Below are 15,153 nucleotides of genomic sequence, written 5' to 3'. Positions count from 1 at the left end.
AAGCGATGACTAGGCTGATCTAGCATTCTCGCAGGTCAACGGCCACTCCCGACAACCAATGACAAGCCGGAAGCTGCGGTGGTCGAGCAGCGTAGGTCGACGGTTCGATTCCGTCAGGCGGCTCCAAGGGCGAGGCCCTGACCAGCAGAACGCTGATCAGGGCCGCACGTCTTTCTATACGGTTTCGAATAGCCCCCCGACCCCAGAAGCGCCTGGTCGCGACCGGTTCGGTGGCGGTCATCCATGCGGGCTGCGGGGCGGGCAGCCGTGGGGACGAAACCCAGGTGTCCGGGTGGCCGCGTGGGGCGGCGATGGGTGCCTGTCCGTAGCTGCTGGTCCTCGTCGGCAGGTTGCGTGCGTGCGGGATGCCGCGTCCGGGACTCGCGAACCTCGAGCCGGTCGAGCGCGCCGGCCTGCGGGCACGCGCCCGGTGCGGTCCCGCTCGACCAGCCGCATCTCGGCGGCCCAGCCCATCGGCGATGACAGCGCTGACCGCCGGACCGGCGCGGCGGCCGTCACGACCAGACGAGAATCTCCCGCAGAGGCTTCTTGTCAATCACGGGTACCTGGGCCTCGTCGGTCGGGTAACCGACCGGGATGATCAGATAGCCGCGCTCCTCTTGCGGCCGCTGCAAGATCTGGTTGAGGAAGCGCATCGGGCTCGGTGTGTGCGTCAATGTCGCCAGACCGGCCTGATGGAGAGCCGCCAGCAGGAAGCCCACCGCGATACCGACGGACTCCTTGACGTAGTACGGCTTCGGCGAGCTGGGCCCCTTGTGCACCTCGAACACCACGATCAGCCCCGGCGCCGTCTCCAGGAACGGCTTACGCCAATCCGTGCCCAATGGGGCCAACGCGTCCAGCCACTCCCGCGACGCACGCCGCTGGTAGAACTCCCGCTCCTCCGTCTCGGCGGCCGTCCGCAGCGCGCGGCGCACCTGCGGATCGGTCACCACCACGAACCGCCAAGGCTGCAGATTCGCCCCGCTGGGTGCGCTGCCGGCTGCGCGGACAGCCTGCTCGATCACCCCGTCCGGAATCGGCCGGTCGCTGAAGTCACGGACCGTACGCCGCACCGACAGGCCGTCGGCGAAATCCCGTACCCGGAGGCGCGCCTCCTCGGCCGGCACCGGGTAGCGAGGAGCGGGCTGCATCAGCGGGGCACTGTTCGAGGTCATGGCGTCAGTCTGGGAAGTCGCATGCCCGGGGGGCAAGGTCCCTGGCCAGAGTTGACGGGCATGACCTGAACGCTGCGGCGCACTACCTCCAGCCCAATTCTGACCGGAGTAGAATGACCCGCGTTCAGTCGGCTTTTCTCCGCAGCCGGACCTGCCATTCAACGGTGTGATCGACCGCTGACGGACCTCGCAAGATGAGATCGTCGTGGGAGCATGAATATCCCTCCGGCGGGATCACCGGCCTCAGTGGTTCAACAGCTGCCAAGGCGCTCCACTGGGTGCTGATCACGCCCTCCGTCGTGATACTTCGGTAGGACAGCCGTCCGGCACCGACGGTGTATCTGAAGAGTTCGTGGCCTTGCGCTACCACCTCGTACTCGGAACCGGCCGCTGGGAAACTCTCGAGCCGTGCGTCGTTCCAGGATACGGATCCGGCGCCGTCTGCGCCGAACGTGAATACAATGCCCCGGTTCTCTGGCAGGAAGCGCGGCGAAGGGGCAGTGAAGAAGCCTGCGGTGGAGGGCGTCGCAGCACTGCCGGACAATGGTGGGAGGAATGCGCGATGAGCGGATTGGGGATGAGTCAATCGCCACGTGCCGACGATACAACTATTGATCGTAGGTGAGGCGGAAGGTGGCGGGACCTCTGGCCAAGAACCGGTCGAATCCTGCCAGTACCATCGGATACCGAACAGGCAACCGAACACCGGCAGTACGACGAGAGCGAGAACCGTGGCGCGATGACGGCGCTTCTTGGGGACGGTGGTCTTGTCGCAGATCACGCACTGGCCGGCCGTTTGTATGTCGTTGGCGGCGTTGAGTGGCTCCGGCTCCGGCCAGTGCCTGGCCTCGTACCGGGCATCGAATCCCAAGTCGGCGCGCTCCCGGGACATCTCGCGGAGCTGCGGAACGAGAGCCGATGTGTACGTCTCGACGGCGAAATGACGGCGTTTTGCCCGGCGTTCGCCCGATCTCCGCCCGTGGTCGACCCCGATCGTCTGGACATGTATTCCGTCTTCCAGCCATGCCAGGATCGGCGACTCGAGGGCGTACTCGCGGTACTCGGATGCCTGGTACCGGATGTCGGCCGGAGCCGCCGTCGCTCCGTGCCTCAGCAGGGCCATGAGGTGAAACAGTCGATGCGCCGGAGGGCAGCCCTGATCCGAGCGGTTGTCGGGGGGCGGCAGGATGAAGACCACGCGCGATTGCAGACCCAGGTAGGCGACCTGGGCCATCTCCCATTCGAGCCCTCTGCCGATCGGTACGTCCGGTGGAAGCAGCACCAGAATGGTGTGCGCCCGAGCTATCAGGCGATGCACCGGCAGATGCCAGCGGTCATTGCGGGCCCGCAGGTACGTCGGGCCCGGTGGGGCGAACGCGATGCCTTGGTCGACTACGGAATAGGTTCGTACCCGGCAGGCTTCCCGTACAGATTCTGCGATGATCTGCTCAATGGGTTTGGTTCGCTGAATCAGCCCTTGAGCCGCCCCCGGCCGTCGATGCCACGGAAGGTCCTCCGACGCGATCGGTGGCAGCACCGGCAGAACGATCTCTCCGTCGTACCCGAACGGCCGCAGGAGCAGGCAGTATTCTTGGTCGGACTCGATCAGTGGGTCGACGACCTGGGTGGACCACTTGGCCCGAACCGGCAGCGGTGTGCGAATCATCAGGATGATCAGCCCGACGAAGCTCATCAGCATCATCATGAAGATCCAGACCAGCGCCAGGCCGCCGACGGTGGCCGCACTGCCCGCCAGCAGTACCCAGACCGATCTGACACCGAGGTGGCCGACGAGATTGGCGAACAACCCGCTGGCCGATATCGATTTGACGTACCGCTTGAGAAGAGCCCTCAGTGTTCTAACCTCCGACTGGCGTTCGCCGCCGAACGACTGACCATCGGCGGCAAGCGCTGATCGGGGGGCAGCCGCGCCTGCGCAGTTCAGCGATCATTAGTGACGCCTACTGTTCGGACCGGGCCCGGTTCGTGTCGTGCGCATGTTCGATGGCGGCGAAGGTGAAAGCGGCTGTGGCGGCGCACGCATCGGTCAGCCAGACGCGCGATTGCTCGCGCTTGTCGTCGTTCGCGTAGTCGACCACCCCTCGAATCATGAGAAATGGTACCGGTATCGGGTACCGGGCCAGCGCCGCCGCGACGCCGGCCCCTTCCATCTCCACGCCGATCAGGCGTTCGTTCTCGCGCAGGAAGTTCGCGACCAGGGTGCTCGAGGCGATGACCTTGTCGCCCGACAGCACTGTTCCGAAATGCACGTTCGGCCGGCTGCCGTTGACTCGCGGCAACCCTTTCTGCCAATCGGACTTCTCGGCGGCGGAGGCGGCGCTCAACAGGTCATGATCGGTGCTGAACAGCCGCGGGCGTGACTCGTTGCGTATGTCGGAGAGCCGTTGCATCTCGTAGTCCCAGATATAGTCCGCGACGAGGAGGTCGCCCAGCGCGACGCCGCGGGCCTCGAACCCGCCGGCGATGCCGACCAGGTACAGCCGGAGCGGGGTGACCCGGCTCAGCAGCAGGCTTGTCGCGATCGCCCCTTCGACGCGGCCGACGCCGCCGACGGGCATGACCACTCCGGCGAGGCCCGAATCCGGCAGTCGAACACGGTAGAGGGTCTCGGGAAAGGACCGGTCCTCGCCGATCACCTGGGCCAGGTCGAGCACCGCGGCCAGTTCCGCGTCCTGCACCGTCAGCACTGCGAAGTCGCAGTCGGCCTTCGTCATGCTTCACCGTTGATGGCGCGCAGGGCGGCCGCATCGTCCAGCACGTCACCGATCGCGTGGGCGCGCGAATACAGGGCACGGGCGATGACTTCGTCGCGGGCGGTGATCCAGACGCTCTCGCCGGACGCATCCTTGAACCAGATCATGAAGTCATCGTCGCTGACCAGGAACGTCATGGGCGCGGAACCGTCGTACCAGCGAAGAGTCATGCGGGACTGGGGCATTGCGAGCTTCCGGGCCATCGATTCGTAGTTCTCCCGCATGCGCTGCGGCAGAATGGTGTCCCTATTGGCCGCCAGCTCGGCGGCAACCGCACCCCGGGCCGCGACGCACACGAACTCCGGACCGTTTCCTGATGCGCTCCGCTCCATCAGATCGGCGTAGACGCGCATCTGCTCGGCTTCGTACGAGAACGGGCTCGAGGAGCCGTCGTACGGTCGGCACCCGGCGAGGATGATCGGCGTCTTGGCGACCAGCGCCACCCGGTGCTTCGCCTTCAGGAGGAGCTCGGTCCCCTTCTCGAACAGGGTGCGCTTGCCGGAGGCCTGGAACGGGGACTTCAGCGCTTTCACGGCGAGCGCCTCGTTGTACTCGGCCATCGAGGACTTGAGCCAGGTGCGCACGTGCTTCTCGGCTCGAGCCATCGATCGCTTGGACAGCTCGACCCAATTTATGCCCAGCACGTCGGAGGCGGTCTTGGGATCACCCGCGCGGCAGATGATGACCTTTTCCTGGCCCAGGATCGCGCTGAAGAGTCCGTACTCGAGCAAGACGTTGTCACGGGGCTGATGGGCGTCGCCGTTGCGGTACCACACCCGGTCGTCCTCGGAGAAGATGAAGATCGCGCCGTCCACGCTGCGCGCGATCCTCCGGAGCGCGGTCAGCGTGTGGAGGCCGAGCGTCATGGCTTCGGGGTTGTCCCATCGCAGCGGCTCGTGCCCCGCATCCTCCACCCAACTGGCCACATCGTGCAGCAGGTCGTTGTCGCGAGCCTCTCGTGAACTGCCGATGAATATCTTCACGTCTACCGTTCCGTCGTCCGGTTGAAGGTCCGCCGCACCGGGTGGACTCCGCAGCGGCCCGCGCTGCCGCTCCGGCGTGTGGAACGGCCGGTCGCCGCCGTATCCGCTGGCGTCTTCCAGAGACAGGGACGATCCACCCCCGCGAGCAGGCAGTGGGCGCGCCTGCACGCTGGCTCGTGAGACTAGCGGATACGTAGCGGCGGCGTCGCGGTGTGTCACTCGGCTAAAGCCATCCGCAAGATCGGTCTCCTCAGGAGCCCCGCGTCGCCAGCTGCGAGGAGCGCCGCTGATTGCTCGAAGCCCTCGGACCGGGCCACCTCGCGGGCAAAAGCCCCAGGATCGAGCCGCTGACCCCACACCGCCTCGTACACCCTGCGCAGGTCATCCAGCGTGAACGTCTGTCCGCAGAAGAGTGTCGCCAAGGTCGTGTACTCGAGCCGGCCGCGCACCTCGTCCACCGGCCTCCAGGCGGCGGCCATCGCGTCCGAGCCGGCGGTCGGCGGCACAGCGGGCGAGACGCCGAAGAAGGCAACACTGACGACGCGACCGCGCGGGTCGCGGTCCGGCTCCCCGTACGCGCCGAGTTGCTCAAGATGCAAACGCCCGCCGTCCACCCCTGTCTCTTCCGACAGCTCGCGGATCGCCGCATGGTCAGGGCGCTCGCCCTGTCGCAGGAATCCGCCAGGCAGGGCCGGCCGATCACGAAACGGTGGGTTGCCGCGGCTGATGAGGAGCACCTGCAGGGCATCCCGGCCTATGCCCAGCAGGGCGACGTCAACGGCGATGCGGAGGGTTTCATGCCGCCGGTCCGTCATCAGCCGAGCATAGGGAGCGGCGTCCGCCGGCCCGCCCCAGGGACACCGGTCCCGGCCGAGGTGCCGTTCGTCCCTGGCCCCCGACCCGGCACCGGCGCAGATTGAGGTGATGCCGATCGCGAGGAGGCCACGATGACCACGATCAAGCAGGCTGCGACCGAGTTCCTCGCCAAGAAGCGGATAGCGGTCACCGGCGTGTCCCGTCATCCGCAGAGTCACGGCAGCAACGTCGTCTACAAGCGGCTGCGGGACCGCGGGTATCAGGTGTTCGCGATCAATCCGAACGCCGACAGCGTGGAGGGCGACCGCTGCTACCCCGACCTGAAGTCGGTCCTGGACGGGGTCGAGGCGGTGGTGATCGGCACCCGGCCCGAAACCGCCGAGGCCACGGTGCGCGAATGCGTCGAGCTGGGCATCGGGCTCGTGTGGATGCACCGCGGGCCGGGGAACGGCAGCGTGTCCGGGCCGGCCACCGAGTACGGCCGCCGGCACGGCCTCACGGTCATCGACGGCGGCTGTCCCTGCATGTTCGCGCCGACCGCTGACTTCGGGCACAAGCTGGGGCGCCTGGTGCTCACGGCCACCGGCAACGTGCCGAGGACCATCGCCGGTTAGGGCCGCCCGGACGATCGCCTACCTCGAGCCGGCGTCCCCGAGATCGTCGCGGTCGGCGGCCGCGGCCCGGATCCGAAAGAGCATCTCATCCACGCAGGGCCGGGCCGCGGACCGCAGCCCTGGGCTCCACGTCTCCGCGGCGTAGCTGGTGTGCCGGTAGAGGTCGCGGGCGTGCCGCAGCACGGGACGGTGTTCCGGGGGCAGCCGGTCCAGCGCCCAGCGGGCGGCGGCGTCCTTCGACCGGATCTCCCCGGTGGCCACCGTGGCCCAGATGCGGGCGAAGGTCAGCACCACGTTGCGGGTGTCGCCGGCCAGGTCGGCGAGCAGGCCGGCGATTCCGGCCAGGCTGGCCCTGGCCAGGTCGGCGGGGGGTACGGGCTCCAGCACCTGCGCCGGCGGCGGCCCCGCGAGCGGACGGTCGCCGGCGAGCACCATGGCGATCAGCAGCGCCAGGTCCGGCATCGGCTCGGGTCGCGGGGGTCCGCCGGCCGTGAGCTCGGCACGCAGCCACTCGCCGTACAGGAAATCGGCGGTGGGTGGGAAGCGCCAGGGCCGGACCTCGGCCTGGACCACGACGGTCAGCTCGACCGGGCGGCCGCCGGCCGCCGGGCCGGAGATCGCGAGCAGGGCCGCGAGCAGCGCCTCGCGTTGCCGGGTGGTCATGCTCTGCCGGGTGACGACCAGGACGTCGAGGTCGCTGGCCGGGCGCAGGCCGCCGAGCACGCCGGAGCCGTGTTGGTAGGCGCCGACGAGCCCGGGGCCCAGCACGGTTTCGGCCGACCGCACGATCCGCCGGAGCTGATCCATGGCGCCATGCTCGGCCATCGGCCGGGCGGCGCGCACCCGAATATGTGGGCCACCATGCCGTCGCATGCGGGACAGGCCCATCTGCCGACCTGCGGCTTCCCGGCCGGAGCCGGCTGCACGAGGCCCTGAGCGAGCGGAACCGGCCCGTACGCCGGCGCGGACGCCGGGGCCGCCCTGCGCTTCCTGACCGGCCATCTGACCTCCGCCACCCGGTAGCGCCTGCTGTACCCCGGCCGGGCAGGTGGCTTCATCGAGGAGGACCGGCGATCTCCCTAGCGTCGGAGAGGACCGAAAAGGACTCCTCCGGAAGGCCAGCCATGTCACCCTCGGCAGAGATCGCCGTCAGCGTCGAACGGGTCAGCAGATCGTACGGCGGTGACCAGCCCGTCGTCGCGCTCGCCGGGGTCGACGCCGCGTTCCGGCGGGGCACCGCCACGGCCGTCATGGGGCCGTCCGGCTCCGGTAAGAGCACGCTGCTGCACTGCGCCGCCGGTCTGGACCGGCCGTCCTCGGGCCGGGTACGCATCGGCGCCACCGACCTCTCCGCGCTGTCCGAGAAGGCGCTCACCGAGCTGCGCCGTACCCGGGTCGGCTTCGTGTTCCAGGCGTTCAACCTGATCGGCGCGCTGACCGTGGAGCAGAACATCCTGCTGCCGTCGCGGCTGTCCGGCCACCGCCCGGACCGCGCCTGGCTCGCCGAGGTCGTCGAGCGGGTGGGGCTGGGCGACCGGCTGCGGCACCGGCCCGCGGAGCTCTCCGGCGGTCAGCAGCAGCGGGTGGCGATCGCCCGGGCGCTGGCCACCCGGCCCGAGGTGATCTTCTGTGACGAGCCGACCGGCGCGCTCGACACGCAGACCGCGGCCGAGGTGTTGTCGCTGCTGCGTTCCGTGGTCGACGACACCGGGCAGACCGTCGTCATGGTGACCCACGACCCGGTCGCCGCGTCCTACGCCGACCGGGTGCTGGTGCTCGCGGACGGCCGGATCGTGCACGACATGCCGCAGCCCGGCGCCGAGGCGATCGCCGAGCAGCTGGCCCGGCTCGGCCGCCGGCAGACCGTCGCCACCCGGGAGGGCTGACCGGTGCTGGAACTGGCCGTGCAGATGCTGCGCTTCCGCAAGGGCGCCTTCGTGGCGACGTTCGCCGCGCTCGCCGCCGGCGTGATGATCCTGATGACCTGCGCCCTGCTGGTCGAGTCCGGCCTGCGCTATCAGGGCACCCCGCAGTGGTATGCGGGGGCGGTCGCGATCGTGGCCGACGGCGAGCTCACCGTGCCCGGGCCGGAGCTGTTCGGCGAGACCGAGTCCACCACCGCCCCGCTGCCCGAGGGCGGTCGGGTGCCGGAGTCGCTGGTCGCCACGCTGGCGGCGGTGCCCGGCGTCGCGGCTGCGGTGGGCGACCACTCGATCGCCGTCACCGCGCCGGCATCACCGGGGACGCCGGTGACGGGCCACGGCTGGGGCAGCGCCGTGCTCGCCCCGTACCGGATGATTGCCGGCGGCCCGCCGCGCGCGGACCGCGAGATCGCCGTCGACGCCCGGCTCGCCGCGGGCGGGAAGCTGCGGCCCGGCGACGACGTCGCGGTCATCGTCGGGGGCGCCGAGCGCAAGTTCCGGGTGAGCGGGGTCGTCGGTGCGGCCGCGCCGCGGGCGACGGTGTTCTTCACCGACGCGCAGGCCGCGCGCCTGGACCCGAACCCGGGCAGCTTCGCCGCGATCGGCGTGCTCGCCGAGCCCGGCGCGGACCGCGCGGCGGTGATCGCCGCGGTCCGCGCGGCCGCCGGCGAGGCGCGGACCTATGTGGACGGGCGACGTGGACTGGTCGGGCAGCCCGAGGCGGTGGCCGCGCGGGCGCTGACCGTGCAGGCCGGCAGCGCGTTCGGCGGCTACGCGGCGATGATCATCATCTTCGTGGTGGCCGGCACGGTCGGGCTGTCCGTCCGGCACCGCCGCCGCGACCTCGCGCTGCTGCGGGCTGTCGCGGCCACCCCGGGCCAGGTGCGGCGGCTCATTCTCGGTGAGGTCGGGCTGCTCAGCCTGCTCGCCGCGGCGGTGGGCGTCCCGGCCGGCCTGGCCGCGACCGCCTGGACCCGCGACCAGCTGGTGACCCGCGGATTCGTCCCCGACACCTTCGTGCTGCGCGGCGGGGTCCTGTCCGCGCTCGCCGTGACCGTCGCGGTGGCGGTCGTCGCGCTGGGCGCGGCCTGGATCGCCGCCCTGCGCACCAGCCGGATCCGGCCCACCGAGGCGCTGGGCGAGGCGGCCGTCGAGCGGGCCCTCGGCGGCCAGGTCCGGATCGTGTCCGGCCTGGTCTGCCTCGGTGGCGCGGCGTCGCTGACCGGGCTCACCGGCGCCACCGGCGGCACGACCGCGCTGGGCGCCGCGACCGGCATGCTCTACCTGTTCGTGCTGGCGGTCGCCCTGCTCGCGCCGTGGATCAACCGGGCCGCTGCCCGGCTGCTCGCCCCGGTCCTGCGGACCGTCTGGGGCAGCAGCGGCTACCTCGCCGCGGCGAACCTGCGGGCCAACGCCCGCGGCATGGTCGCGGTGCTGACCGCGCTGGTGCTCTCGGTCGGCTTCGGCGGCGCGGTCTGGTTCCTCCAGGACAACCTGCAGCGCCAGGTCACGGTCCAGCACCACGAGGGCACGCTCGCCCAGCAGGCGCTGGTGGGCTCGGCCGGTCTGCCCGCGGCGGCCACGGCCCGGGCCCGCAAGATCCCCGGGGTGGTCGCGGCGACGGGCGTACGCCGCACGTCGGTGATCGTGCCCAACCGGCTGGAGGCCCAGGCGGTCCCGGCCCAGGGCATCGACCCGGTGGGGGCCGACCAGACCCTGGACCTGGGGGTACGGGCGGGAAGCCTCGCCGATCTCCGGGTCTCCACGGTGGCGGTGTCCACCACCCAGGCGGACGCCGCGGGCTGGAAGCTCGGTGACGACGCCCGGCTGTGGCTCGGCGACGGCACGCCGGTGACCCTGCGCATCGTGGCGCTGTACGACCGTGGCTGGGGCTTCGGCGACGTCACGCTGGACACCGAGACGCTCGTCGGGCACACCGCGACCGGGCTCGACGACCACGTCCTCATCCGGACCGCCCCCGGCGCCGACGCCGGACCGGGCCTGGCGGATCTCGCGAACGCCTACCCGATGAGCGCCGTGGTGGGCGCCGACCGGCTCAGCGGCGAGCTCGCCGGTGACCTGGCGGTCAGCTCCTGGCTCAACAAGATGCTGATCGCGGTGCTGGTCGGCTACGCGGTGCTGGCGGCGGCGAACACGCTGGTCATGGCCGCCCTGGCCCGTACCCGGGAACTGGCGTTGCTGCGCCTGGTCGGGGTGACCCGGGGTCAGGTGAAGCGGATGGTCCAGGCCGAGCAGGCCGGCCTGCTCGGGGTGGCGCTGGCCATCGGGTCGGCGGTCGCGGCGGTGACCCTGTCGTCGGTCGTGCACGCCGTCGCCGGGGTGCGGATCCCGTACGTGCCGGCGCTCGGCGCGGCCACCATCGTCGGCGGCACGATCGCGCTGGCCCTGGTCGCCACGATGCTGCCGATCGGCCGGGTCCTGCGTACCCCGCCGGTCGAGGGGATCGGCATCCGTGAGTAGCCCCGTGGCCCCGGCCTATTCTGCGACCTAGCAGGTTGAGTAGTGGCGATCAGCGCGGTGGCGTGCTGTACTGGAACCAGGGAACAGGGCGGAACAAGGGGGAGACACCACAACGGCACCCGGCGGCAACCGGGTGCCGTTTCTCGCCCACCGGCTCGCTCCTTCGTGGCGTCGCACGGAAGGGGTTCTCCGATGCACACCTACTACCGCGGGCCCGATGCGCTGGTCACCGATGAGCATTTCGTCCGGCGCGGGCCGGCGGGCCGGATCGTCACCATCGCCGAGCTCGGCGAGGTCCGGCCGGCCCGGGGCCGGCCACTCCCGCTGCGCCCGGCCGCCTGGCTGATCATCGCGCTGCTGCCGGCCGTCGTGACCGCCGGGACCTGGGCCGTCTTCGGCGTCGCGGCCGGCTACTCGACGGGCGCCCTGGCCGTCATGGTCACCGCGCTCGCCCTGGCTGTCGCGCGCGAGCGGGCCGCCCGCGGATGGGAGTTGCAGGCGACCTACCGGGGCGAGGAGATCCGGCTGTACGAGTCGACCGACGCCATGGCGTTCTACCGGGTCATGCTGGCATTGCAGGAGGCCGTCGAGGACCGTGCGGTGCACAGCCCTGCCGCCGCCTGACGTCCCGGGTGCCGGGTCACTCGCCGGAGGGCCGCAACGGTCGCAGCGCGCCGGCCACGGCCGCGGCCACCGCCAGCAGCACGGCCACCGCGGTCAGCGCCTTCAGCACGCTCACGTGATCGCCGAGGAAGCCGATCAGGGGTGGGCCGCCGAGGAACGCGCAGTAGCCGATGGTGGCCACCACGCTCACCCGGGCGGCGGCCTTCGCCGGGTCGTCCGCCGCGGCGCTCATGCCCACGGGGAAGCCCAGCGAGGCCCCGAGTCCCCACAGCAGCGCCCCGAGGAACGCGGTCACCACGTTCGGCCCCAGCACGAACAGCAGCAGGCCCGCGAGGCTGAGCACGGTGAGCAGGCGGACCACGACCACCCGGCCGTAGCGGTCCAGCAGCGCCGGCCCGAACCAGCGGCCGACGGTCATCGCCGTCAGGAACGCCGCGAAGGCCAGCGTGCCGATCGTCGCCCCGGCGCCGTACCCGTCGATCACCGCGACGCTGATCCAGTCGATGCCGGCGCCCTCGGCGAAGGCGAAGGCCAGCACGACCAGGCCGATGAGCAGCGTGCGCGGCTCGCGCCAGGTCCGCAGCGTGCGTTGCAGGGAGCCGCCCGGCTCGGCGGTGGCCGGCTGCGCGTCGTCCGGGCCGAAGCTGCGGACGGCCAGCATCACGACCACTCCGATCAGGACCGCCGAGCCGATCAGGTGCGCCGTGACCGGTACGCCCACCGCCACCGCCCCGGCGCCCACGATGGCGCCGGCGACTGTGCCGAGGCTGTATCCGGCGTGGAAGCGCGGCATGATCGACTTGCCCAGGCGCCCCTCCACCACGGCGCCCTGCACGTTCATGGCCACGTCCCACGCGCCGTTGGCGAAGCCGAACAGGAACAGGCCCACCATCACCGGCGCGACGCCGTACGGGTAGCCGATGCCGACCGCGCTCAGCGCGACCAGGAGCAGCCCGGCCATCGTGGCCACCGTGGCGCGCGAGCCGAACCGGGCCACGATGGGCCCGGCCAGCACCAGCGACACGATCGAGCCGGTGGCGATGGCCAGCAGCACCAGGCCGAGCCGGGACGGGGTCAGCCCGAGCCCGTCGCGGACCTGCGGGATGCGCGAAGCCCACGACGCCATGGCGAAGCCGCAGCCGGTGAAGGCCAGGTAGACCGCGCGCCGGGCGGCGAGCACGTCAGGGGCGGGGGTGGTGAGGGTGGCGGTCATGCCGGGGCTCCCAGTTGGCGGGCGACGATCTCGCGGGTCTCGGCGCGCGTCGCGCCCGGGGTGGTGGCCAGGGTCCGGTGCATGACCAGACCCTCGATGAGGGCGTCGACGCCGCGGGCGGTGGTCGGGTCCATGAATCGTTGGAGCACCGCGCGGCTGGTCCGCATCCACGACTCGGTGACCGTGCGCAGCGCCGGGTCCCGCAGCGCCGCGAGATACAGCTCGTAGGCCACCGCCCAGTCGCGGGGGTCGGCGTCGGCGTCGCCGTGGATCAGGTCGGTGACCGCGTCGACCAGCTCGGCGCGGGTGGTGACGCCGTCGAACGCGGCCTCATAGGACCGCGACATGCGTTCCGCATGCCGCCGGAACGCCTGCGCGAGCAGATCCACCAGGCCGTCGAAGTGATAGGTCAGGGACCCCAGCGGTACGTCGGCGACGGCCGCGATCCGCCGGTGGGTGGTGCCGGCGACGCCGTGGTCGGCGATGACGTCCACGGCGGCGTCGATGATGCGGTCCCGCCGGTCGGGGTCGTACCGTCGGCCGGGCCGCGCCGCGCCGGCCGGCGCGCTCACGGCTCGACCTCCCGGACGACCCGGGCCGGGTTGCCCACCGCGACCACGTTCGCCGGCAGGTCGCGGGTGACCACGGCGCCCGCGCCCACCACCGTGTTCTCGCCGATGGTCACGCCCGGCAGCACGATCACCCCGCCGCCCAGCCAGACGTTGTCGCCGATGGTGATGGGCAGGGCCGCCTCCCACTTGTCGCGGCGGGGGCCGGCCGCCACCGGGTGGGTCGGCGTCAGCAGTTGCACGTTCGGGCCGATCTGCACGTCGTCGCCGATGGTCACGGTCGCGACGTCGAGGCAGACCAGCCCGAAGTTGGCGAACGTGCGGGCGCCGATGAAGGTCTGGTAGCCGTAGTCACAGCGGAACGGCGGCCGGATCTCGCTGTCCGGGCCGAGGGCGCCGAGCAGCTCGGTGAGCAGGGCCCGCCGGCCGGCGCCGTCCGTGGGGTCGAGCGCGTTGAGCCGGTGGCTCAGGACGGCCGCCCGGTCCAGCTCGCGGGCGAGTTCGGGGTCGTCCGCCCGGTACAGCTCACCGGCGAGCATCCGCTCGCGCATCGTCGGTTCGGCCATGTGTACAACCGTACACAGGATGTGTACGGTTGTACACAGCGATGATCGTAGACTTCGCCGGGTGGAACCGCAGTGGGATGTCGCCGTGATCGGCGCCGGTCCGGGCGGCCTGGCGGCGGCGCACGCCGCGGCCTCGGCCGGCGCCCGGACGATCGTGCTGGAACGCGCGGAACACCCGCGCTACAAGACCTGCGGCGGCGGCCTGATCGGCACGTCGCTGGCGGTGGCGGCCCCGCTGATCGCGGTGCCGGCCCGCGACACGGTCGCCGCCGTCACCTTCACCGAGAACGGCCGCCGCGCCTTCACCCGCCGGTCGCCGGGACGCCCGGTGCTGACGATGGTGCGCCGCGACGACTTCGACTTCGCCTGGTACGGGGCCGCCCTCGCCGCCGGCGCCGAGGTGCGGCAGCACGCCCAGGTCCGCGCCCTCGACCAGGACGCCGGCGCGGCCACCGTGACCCTGGCCGACGGCGAGACGATCACCGCCCGCGTCGTCATCGGCGCCGACGGCTCGGCCGGGATCAGCTCCCGCCACGTCGGCGTCACGTTCGACCAGCAGGACCTGGGGCTCGAGGTGGAGGTGGCCGCGACCGACGCCGACCGCGCCGCCTACCGGGGCCGGGTGCTGCTCGACTGGGGTCCGGTCCCCGGCTCGTACGGCTGGGTCTTCCCCAAGGACGACGAGCTCACCGTCGGCGTGATCATGGAGAAGGGCCGGGGCGCCGAGACGAAGAAGTACCTGGCCGACTTCCTGAACCGGCTCGGCCTGGCCGACCGCCGCGTCGTCCGGGACTCGGGCCACCTGACCCGCTGCCGGCGCGCCGACGCCCCGCTGCGCCGGGGCCGGGTGCTGGTCGTCGGTGACGCGGCCGGACTGCTCGAGCCGTGGACCCGGGAAGGCATCAGTTACGCGCTGCGCTCGGGAACGTGGGCCGGCGAGGTGGCCGCCCGCGCCCAGAACCCGGCCGAGCTGGCCGAATACGATCAGCGAGTGGCCCGGGAACTGGCGCCCGAGATGGCCGCGGGCCGGCGCCTGCTGCGGGTCTTCGCCCGGCACCCCCGGCTGCTGCACACGGTGTTCGCCACCCCGATGGGCTGGCGCTTGTTCGAGTCGTTCTGCCGCGGGGAGCTCTCCCTGGCCGCGCTCGTGGGCCGGGCGCCGATCCGCACGGCGGTCAACCTGCTCGGGGGGCGGGCCCAGGCGGTGGGCGGACCGGCGCGGTCGGTCGGTGGCCGCGCTCAGGCTTGAGGTGTTCGCCTGGTTGGGGGCGGGCTCAGGGGCCTGGCCTGGCTGGCTGGCGGGGTCGCGCCCGAGGCGTTCGCCTGGTCGGCGGGCGGGCTCGCACCCGAGGTGTTCGCCTGGTTGGCAGCCGGGCTCGGATGCCTGGCCGGGTCGGCGTCGGGCCCACCCCC

At 71.7% G+C, this 15,153-nt stretch carries 14 protein-coding genes; 5 read left to right on the top strand and 9 right to left on the bottom strand.

The window, feature by feature from the left end; translation table 11 throughout:
* Positions 1 to 515: 515 nt before the first annotated feature.
* From Ani05nite_RS27105 to Ani05nite_RS27085, 5 genes are all read right to left on the bottom strand, one after another.
* Complete coding sequence (locus tag Ani05nite_RS27105) at positions 516 to 1,178, bottom strand: nitroreductase family protein (protein ID WP_203772874.1); 663 nt, start codon at positions 1,176 to 1,178, stop codon at positions 516 to 518.
* Between the two features lie 124 nt (positions 1,179 to 1,302).
* Positions 1,303 to 2,985 (bottom strand): hypothetical protein, encoded by a 1,683-nt coding sequence (locus tag Ani05nite_RS27100; protein ID WP_203772872.1) that lies wholly within the window; start codon positions 2,983 to 2,985, stop codon positions 1,303 to 1,305.
* Positions 2,986 to 3,139: 154 nt separating this feature from the next.
* The gene (locus Ani05nite_RS27095) at positions 3,140 to 3,913 is read right to left on the bottom strand and encodes a 5'-methylthioadenosine/S-adenosylhomocysteine nucleosidase family protein (RefSeq protein WP_203772870.1); all 774 of its coding nucleotides are present in this window, start codon (positions 3,911 to 3,913) and stop codon (positions 3,140 to 3,142) included.
* Positions 3,910 to 4,935, bottom strand: coding sequence for a nucleotide-binding protein (locus tag Ani05nite_RS27090; protein WP_203772868.1), 1,026 nt, complete (start codon positions 4,933 to 4,935; stop codon positions 3,910 to 3,912). The genes Ani05nite_RS27095 and Ani05nite_RS27090 overlap by 4 nt, the downstream gene beginning before the upstream one ends.
* 215 nt (positions 4,936 to 5,150) lie before the next feature.
* Positions 5,151 to 5,750: an NUDIX domain-containing protein gene (locus Ani05nite_RS27085; protein WP_203772866.1), complete on the bottom strand. Its 600-nt coding sequence runs from the start codon at positions 5,748 to 5,750 to the stop codon at positions 5,151 to 5,153.
* 132 nt (positions 5,751 to 5,882) lie between these two features.
* On the opposite strand from Ani05nite_RS27085, the gene Ani05nite_RS27080 reads away from it, so the two are divergent.
* Positions 5,883 to 6,365, top strand: a complete 483-nt coding sequence (locus Ani05nite_RS27080) for a CoA-binding protein (protein WP_203772864.1) — start codon at positions 5,883 to 5,885, stop codon at positions 6,363 to 6,365.
* Positions 6,366 to 6,383: 18 nt separating this feature from the next.
* Here the strand turns inward: Ani05nite_RS27080 and Ani05nite_RS27075 are convergent, their stop codons facing one another.
* A complete protein-coding gene (locus Ani05nite_RS27075) occupies positions 6,384 to 7,172 on the bottom strand; it encodes an aminoglycoside adenylyltransferase domain-containing protein (protein WP_203772862.1) in 789 nt (262 codons plus the stop codon).
* Positions 7,173 to 7,489: 317 nt separating this feature from the next.
* On the opposite strand from Ani05nite_RS27075, the gene Ani05nite_RS27070 reads away from it, so the two are divergent.
* The 3 genes from Ani05nite_RS27070 (at position 7,490) to Ani05nite_RS27060 (ending at position 11,392) form a co-directional block, all read left to right on the top strand.
* On the top strand, positions 7,490 to 8,251 hold the full coding sequence (locus Ani05nite_RS27070; RefSeq protein ID WP_203772860.1) for an ABC transporter ATP-binding protein: 762 nt from the start codon (positions 7,490 to 7,492) through the stop codon (positions 8,249 to 8,251).
* 3 nt (positions 8,252 to 8,254) lie between these two features.
* The gene (locus Ani05nite_RS27065) at positions 8,255 to 10,768 is read left to right on the top strand and encodes an FtsX-like permease family protein (RefSeq protein WP_203772859.1); all 2,514 of its coding nucleotides are present in this window, start codon (positions 8,255 to 8,257) and stop codon (positions 10,766 to 10,768) included.
* Between the two features lie 192 nt (positions 10,769 to 10,960).
* Positions 10,961 to 11,392: a DUF6232 family protein gene (locus Ani05nite_RS27060; RefSeq protein WP_203772857.1), complete on the top strand. Its 432-nt coding sequence runs from the start codon at positions 10,961 to 10,963 to the stop codon at positions 11,390 to 11,392.
* Positions 11,393 to 11,408: 16 nt separating this feature from the next.
* Here Ani05nite_RS27060 and Ani05nite_RS27055 read toward each other — a convergent pair whose 3' ends face one another.
* From Ani05nite_RS27055 to Ani05nite_RS27045, 3 genes are read right to left on the bottom strand one after another with little or no spacing between them, the layout of a single operon-like run.
* Positions 11,409 to 12,605, bottom strand: a complete 1,197-nt coding sequence (locus Ani05nite_RS27055) for an MFS transporter (protein WP_203772856.1) — start codon at positions 12,603 to 12,605, stop codon at positions 11,409 to 11,411.
* Complete coding sequence (locus Ani05nite_RS27050) at positions 12,602 to 13,177, bottom strand: TetR/AcrR family transcriptional regulator (protein ID WP_239130665.1); 576 nt, start codon at positions 13,175 to 13,177, stop codon at positions 12,602 to 12,604. Before Ani05nite_RS27050 ends, Ani05nite_RS27055 begins: the two co-directional genes overlap by 4 nt.
* Positions 13,174 to 13,740, bottom strand: a complete 567-nt coding sequence (locus Ani05nite_RS27045) for a sugar O-acetyltransferase (RefSeq protein WP_203772854.1) — start codon at positions 13,738 to 13,740, stop codon at positions 13,174 to 13,176. The genes Ani05nite_RS27050 and Ani05nite_RS27045 overlap by 4 nt, the downstream gene beginning before the upstream one ends.
* Before the next feature lie 19 nt (positions 13,741 to 13,759).
* Here Ani05nite_RS27045 and Ani05nite_RS27040 point away from each other — a divergent pair, with 19 nt between their 5' ends.
* Positions 13,760 to 14,989 (top strand): geranylgeranyl reductase family protein, encoded by a 1,230-nt coding sequence (locus Ani05nite_RS27040; protein ID WP_203772853.1) that lies wholly within the window; start codon positions 13,760 to 13,762, stop codon positions 14,987 to 14,989.
* Positions 14,990 to 15,153 lie beyond the last annotated feature (164 nt).

Source organism: Actinoplanes nipponensis (assembly GCF_016862275.1).
In the GTDB taxonomy this organism is placed as follows: domain Bacteria; phylum Actinomycetota; class Actinomycetes; order Mycobacteriales; family Micromonosporaceae; genus Actinoplanes; species Actinoplanes nipponensis.
The sequence above is the reverse complement of the archived record's forward strand: the minus strand, read 5'-3'. Positions and strand labels throughout refer to the sequence as shown.

Coding starts and splice junctions, on each gene's coding strand:
- Ani05nite_RS27045 (WP_203772854.1), bottom strand. CDS start 13,740: ATGGCCGAACCGACGATGCGCGAGCGGATGCTCGCCGGTGAGCTGTAC.
- Ani05nite_RS27055 (WP_203772856.1), bottom strand. CDS start 12,605: ATGACCGCCACCCTCACCACCCCCGCCCCTGACGTGCTCGCCGCCCGG.
- Ani05nite_RS27060 (WP_203772857.1), top strand. CDS start 10,961: ATGCACACCTACTACCGCGGGCCCGATGCGCTGGTCACCGATGAGCAT.
- Ani05nite_RS27105 (WP_203772874.1), bottom strand. CDS start 1,178: ATGACCTCGAACAGTGCCCCGCTGATGCAGCCCGCTCCTCGCTACCCG.
- Ani05nite_RS27095 (WP_203772870.1), bottom strand. CDS start 3,913: ATGACGAAGGCCGACTGCGACTTCGCAGTGCTGACGGTGCAGGACGCG.
- Ani05nite_RS27070 (WP_203772860.1), top strand. CDS start 7,490: ATGTCACCCTCGGCAGAGATCGCCGTCAGCGTCGAACGGGTCAGCAGA.
- Ani05nite_RS27075 (WP_203772862.1), bottom strand. CDS start 7,172: ATGGATCAGCTCCGGCGGATCGTGCGGTCGGCCGAAACCGTGCTGGGC.
- Ani05nite_RS27085 (WP_203772866.1), bottom strand. CDS start 5,750: ATGACGGACCGGCGGCATGAAACCCTCCGCATCGCCGTTGACGTCGCC.
- Ani05nite_RS27080 (WP_203772864.1), top strand. CDS start 5,883: ATGACCACGATCAAGCAGGCTGCGACCGAGTTCCTCGCCAAGAAGCGG.
- Ani05nite_RS27040 (WP_203772853.1), top strand. CDS start 13,760: ATGTGTACGGTTGTACACAGCGATGATCGTAGACTTCGCCGGGTGGAA.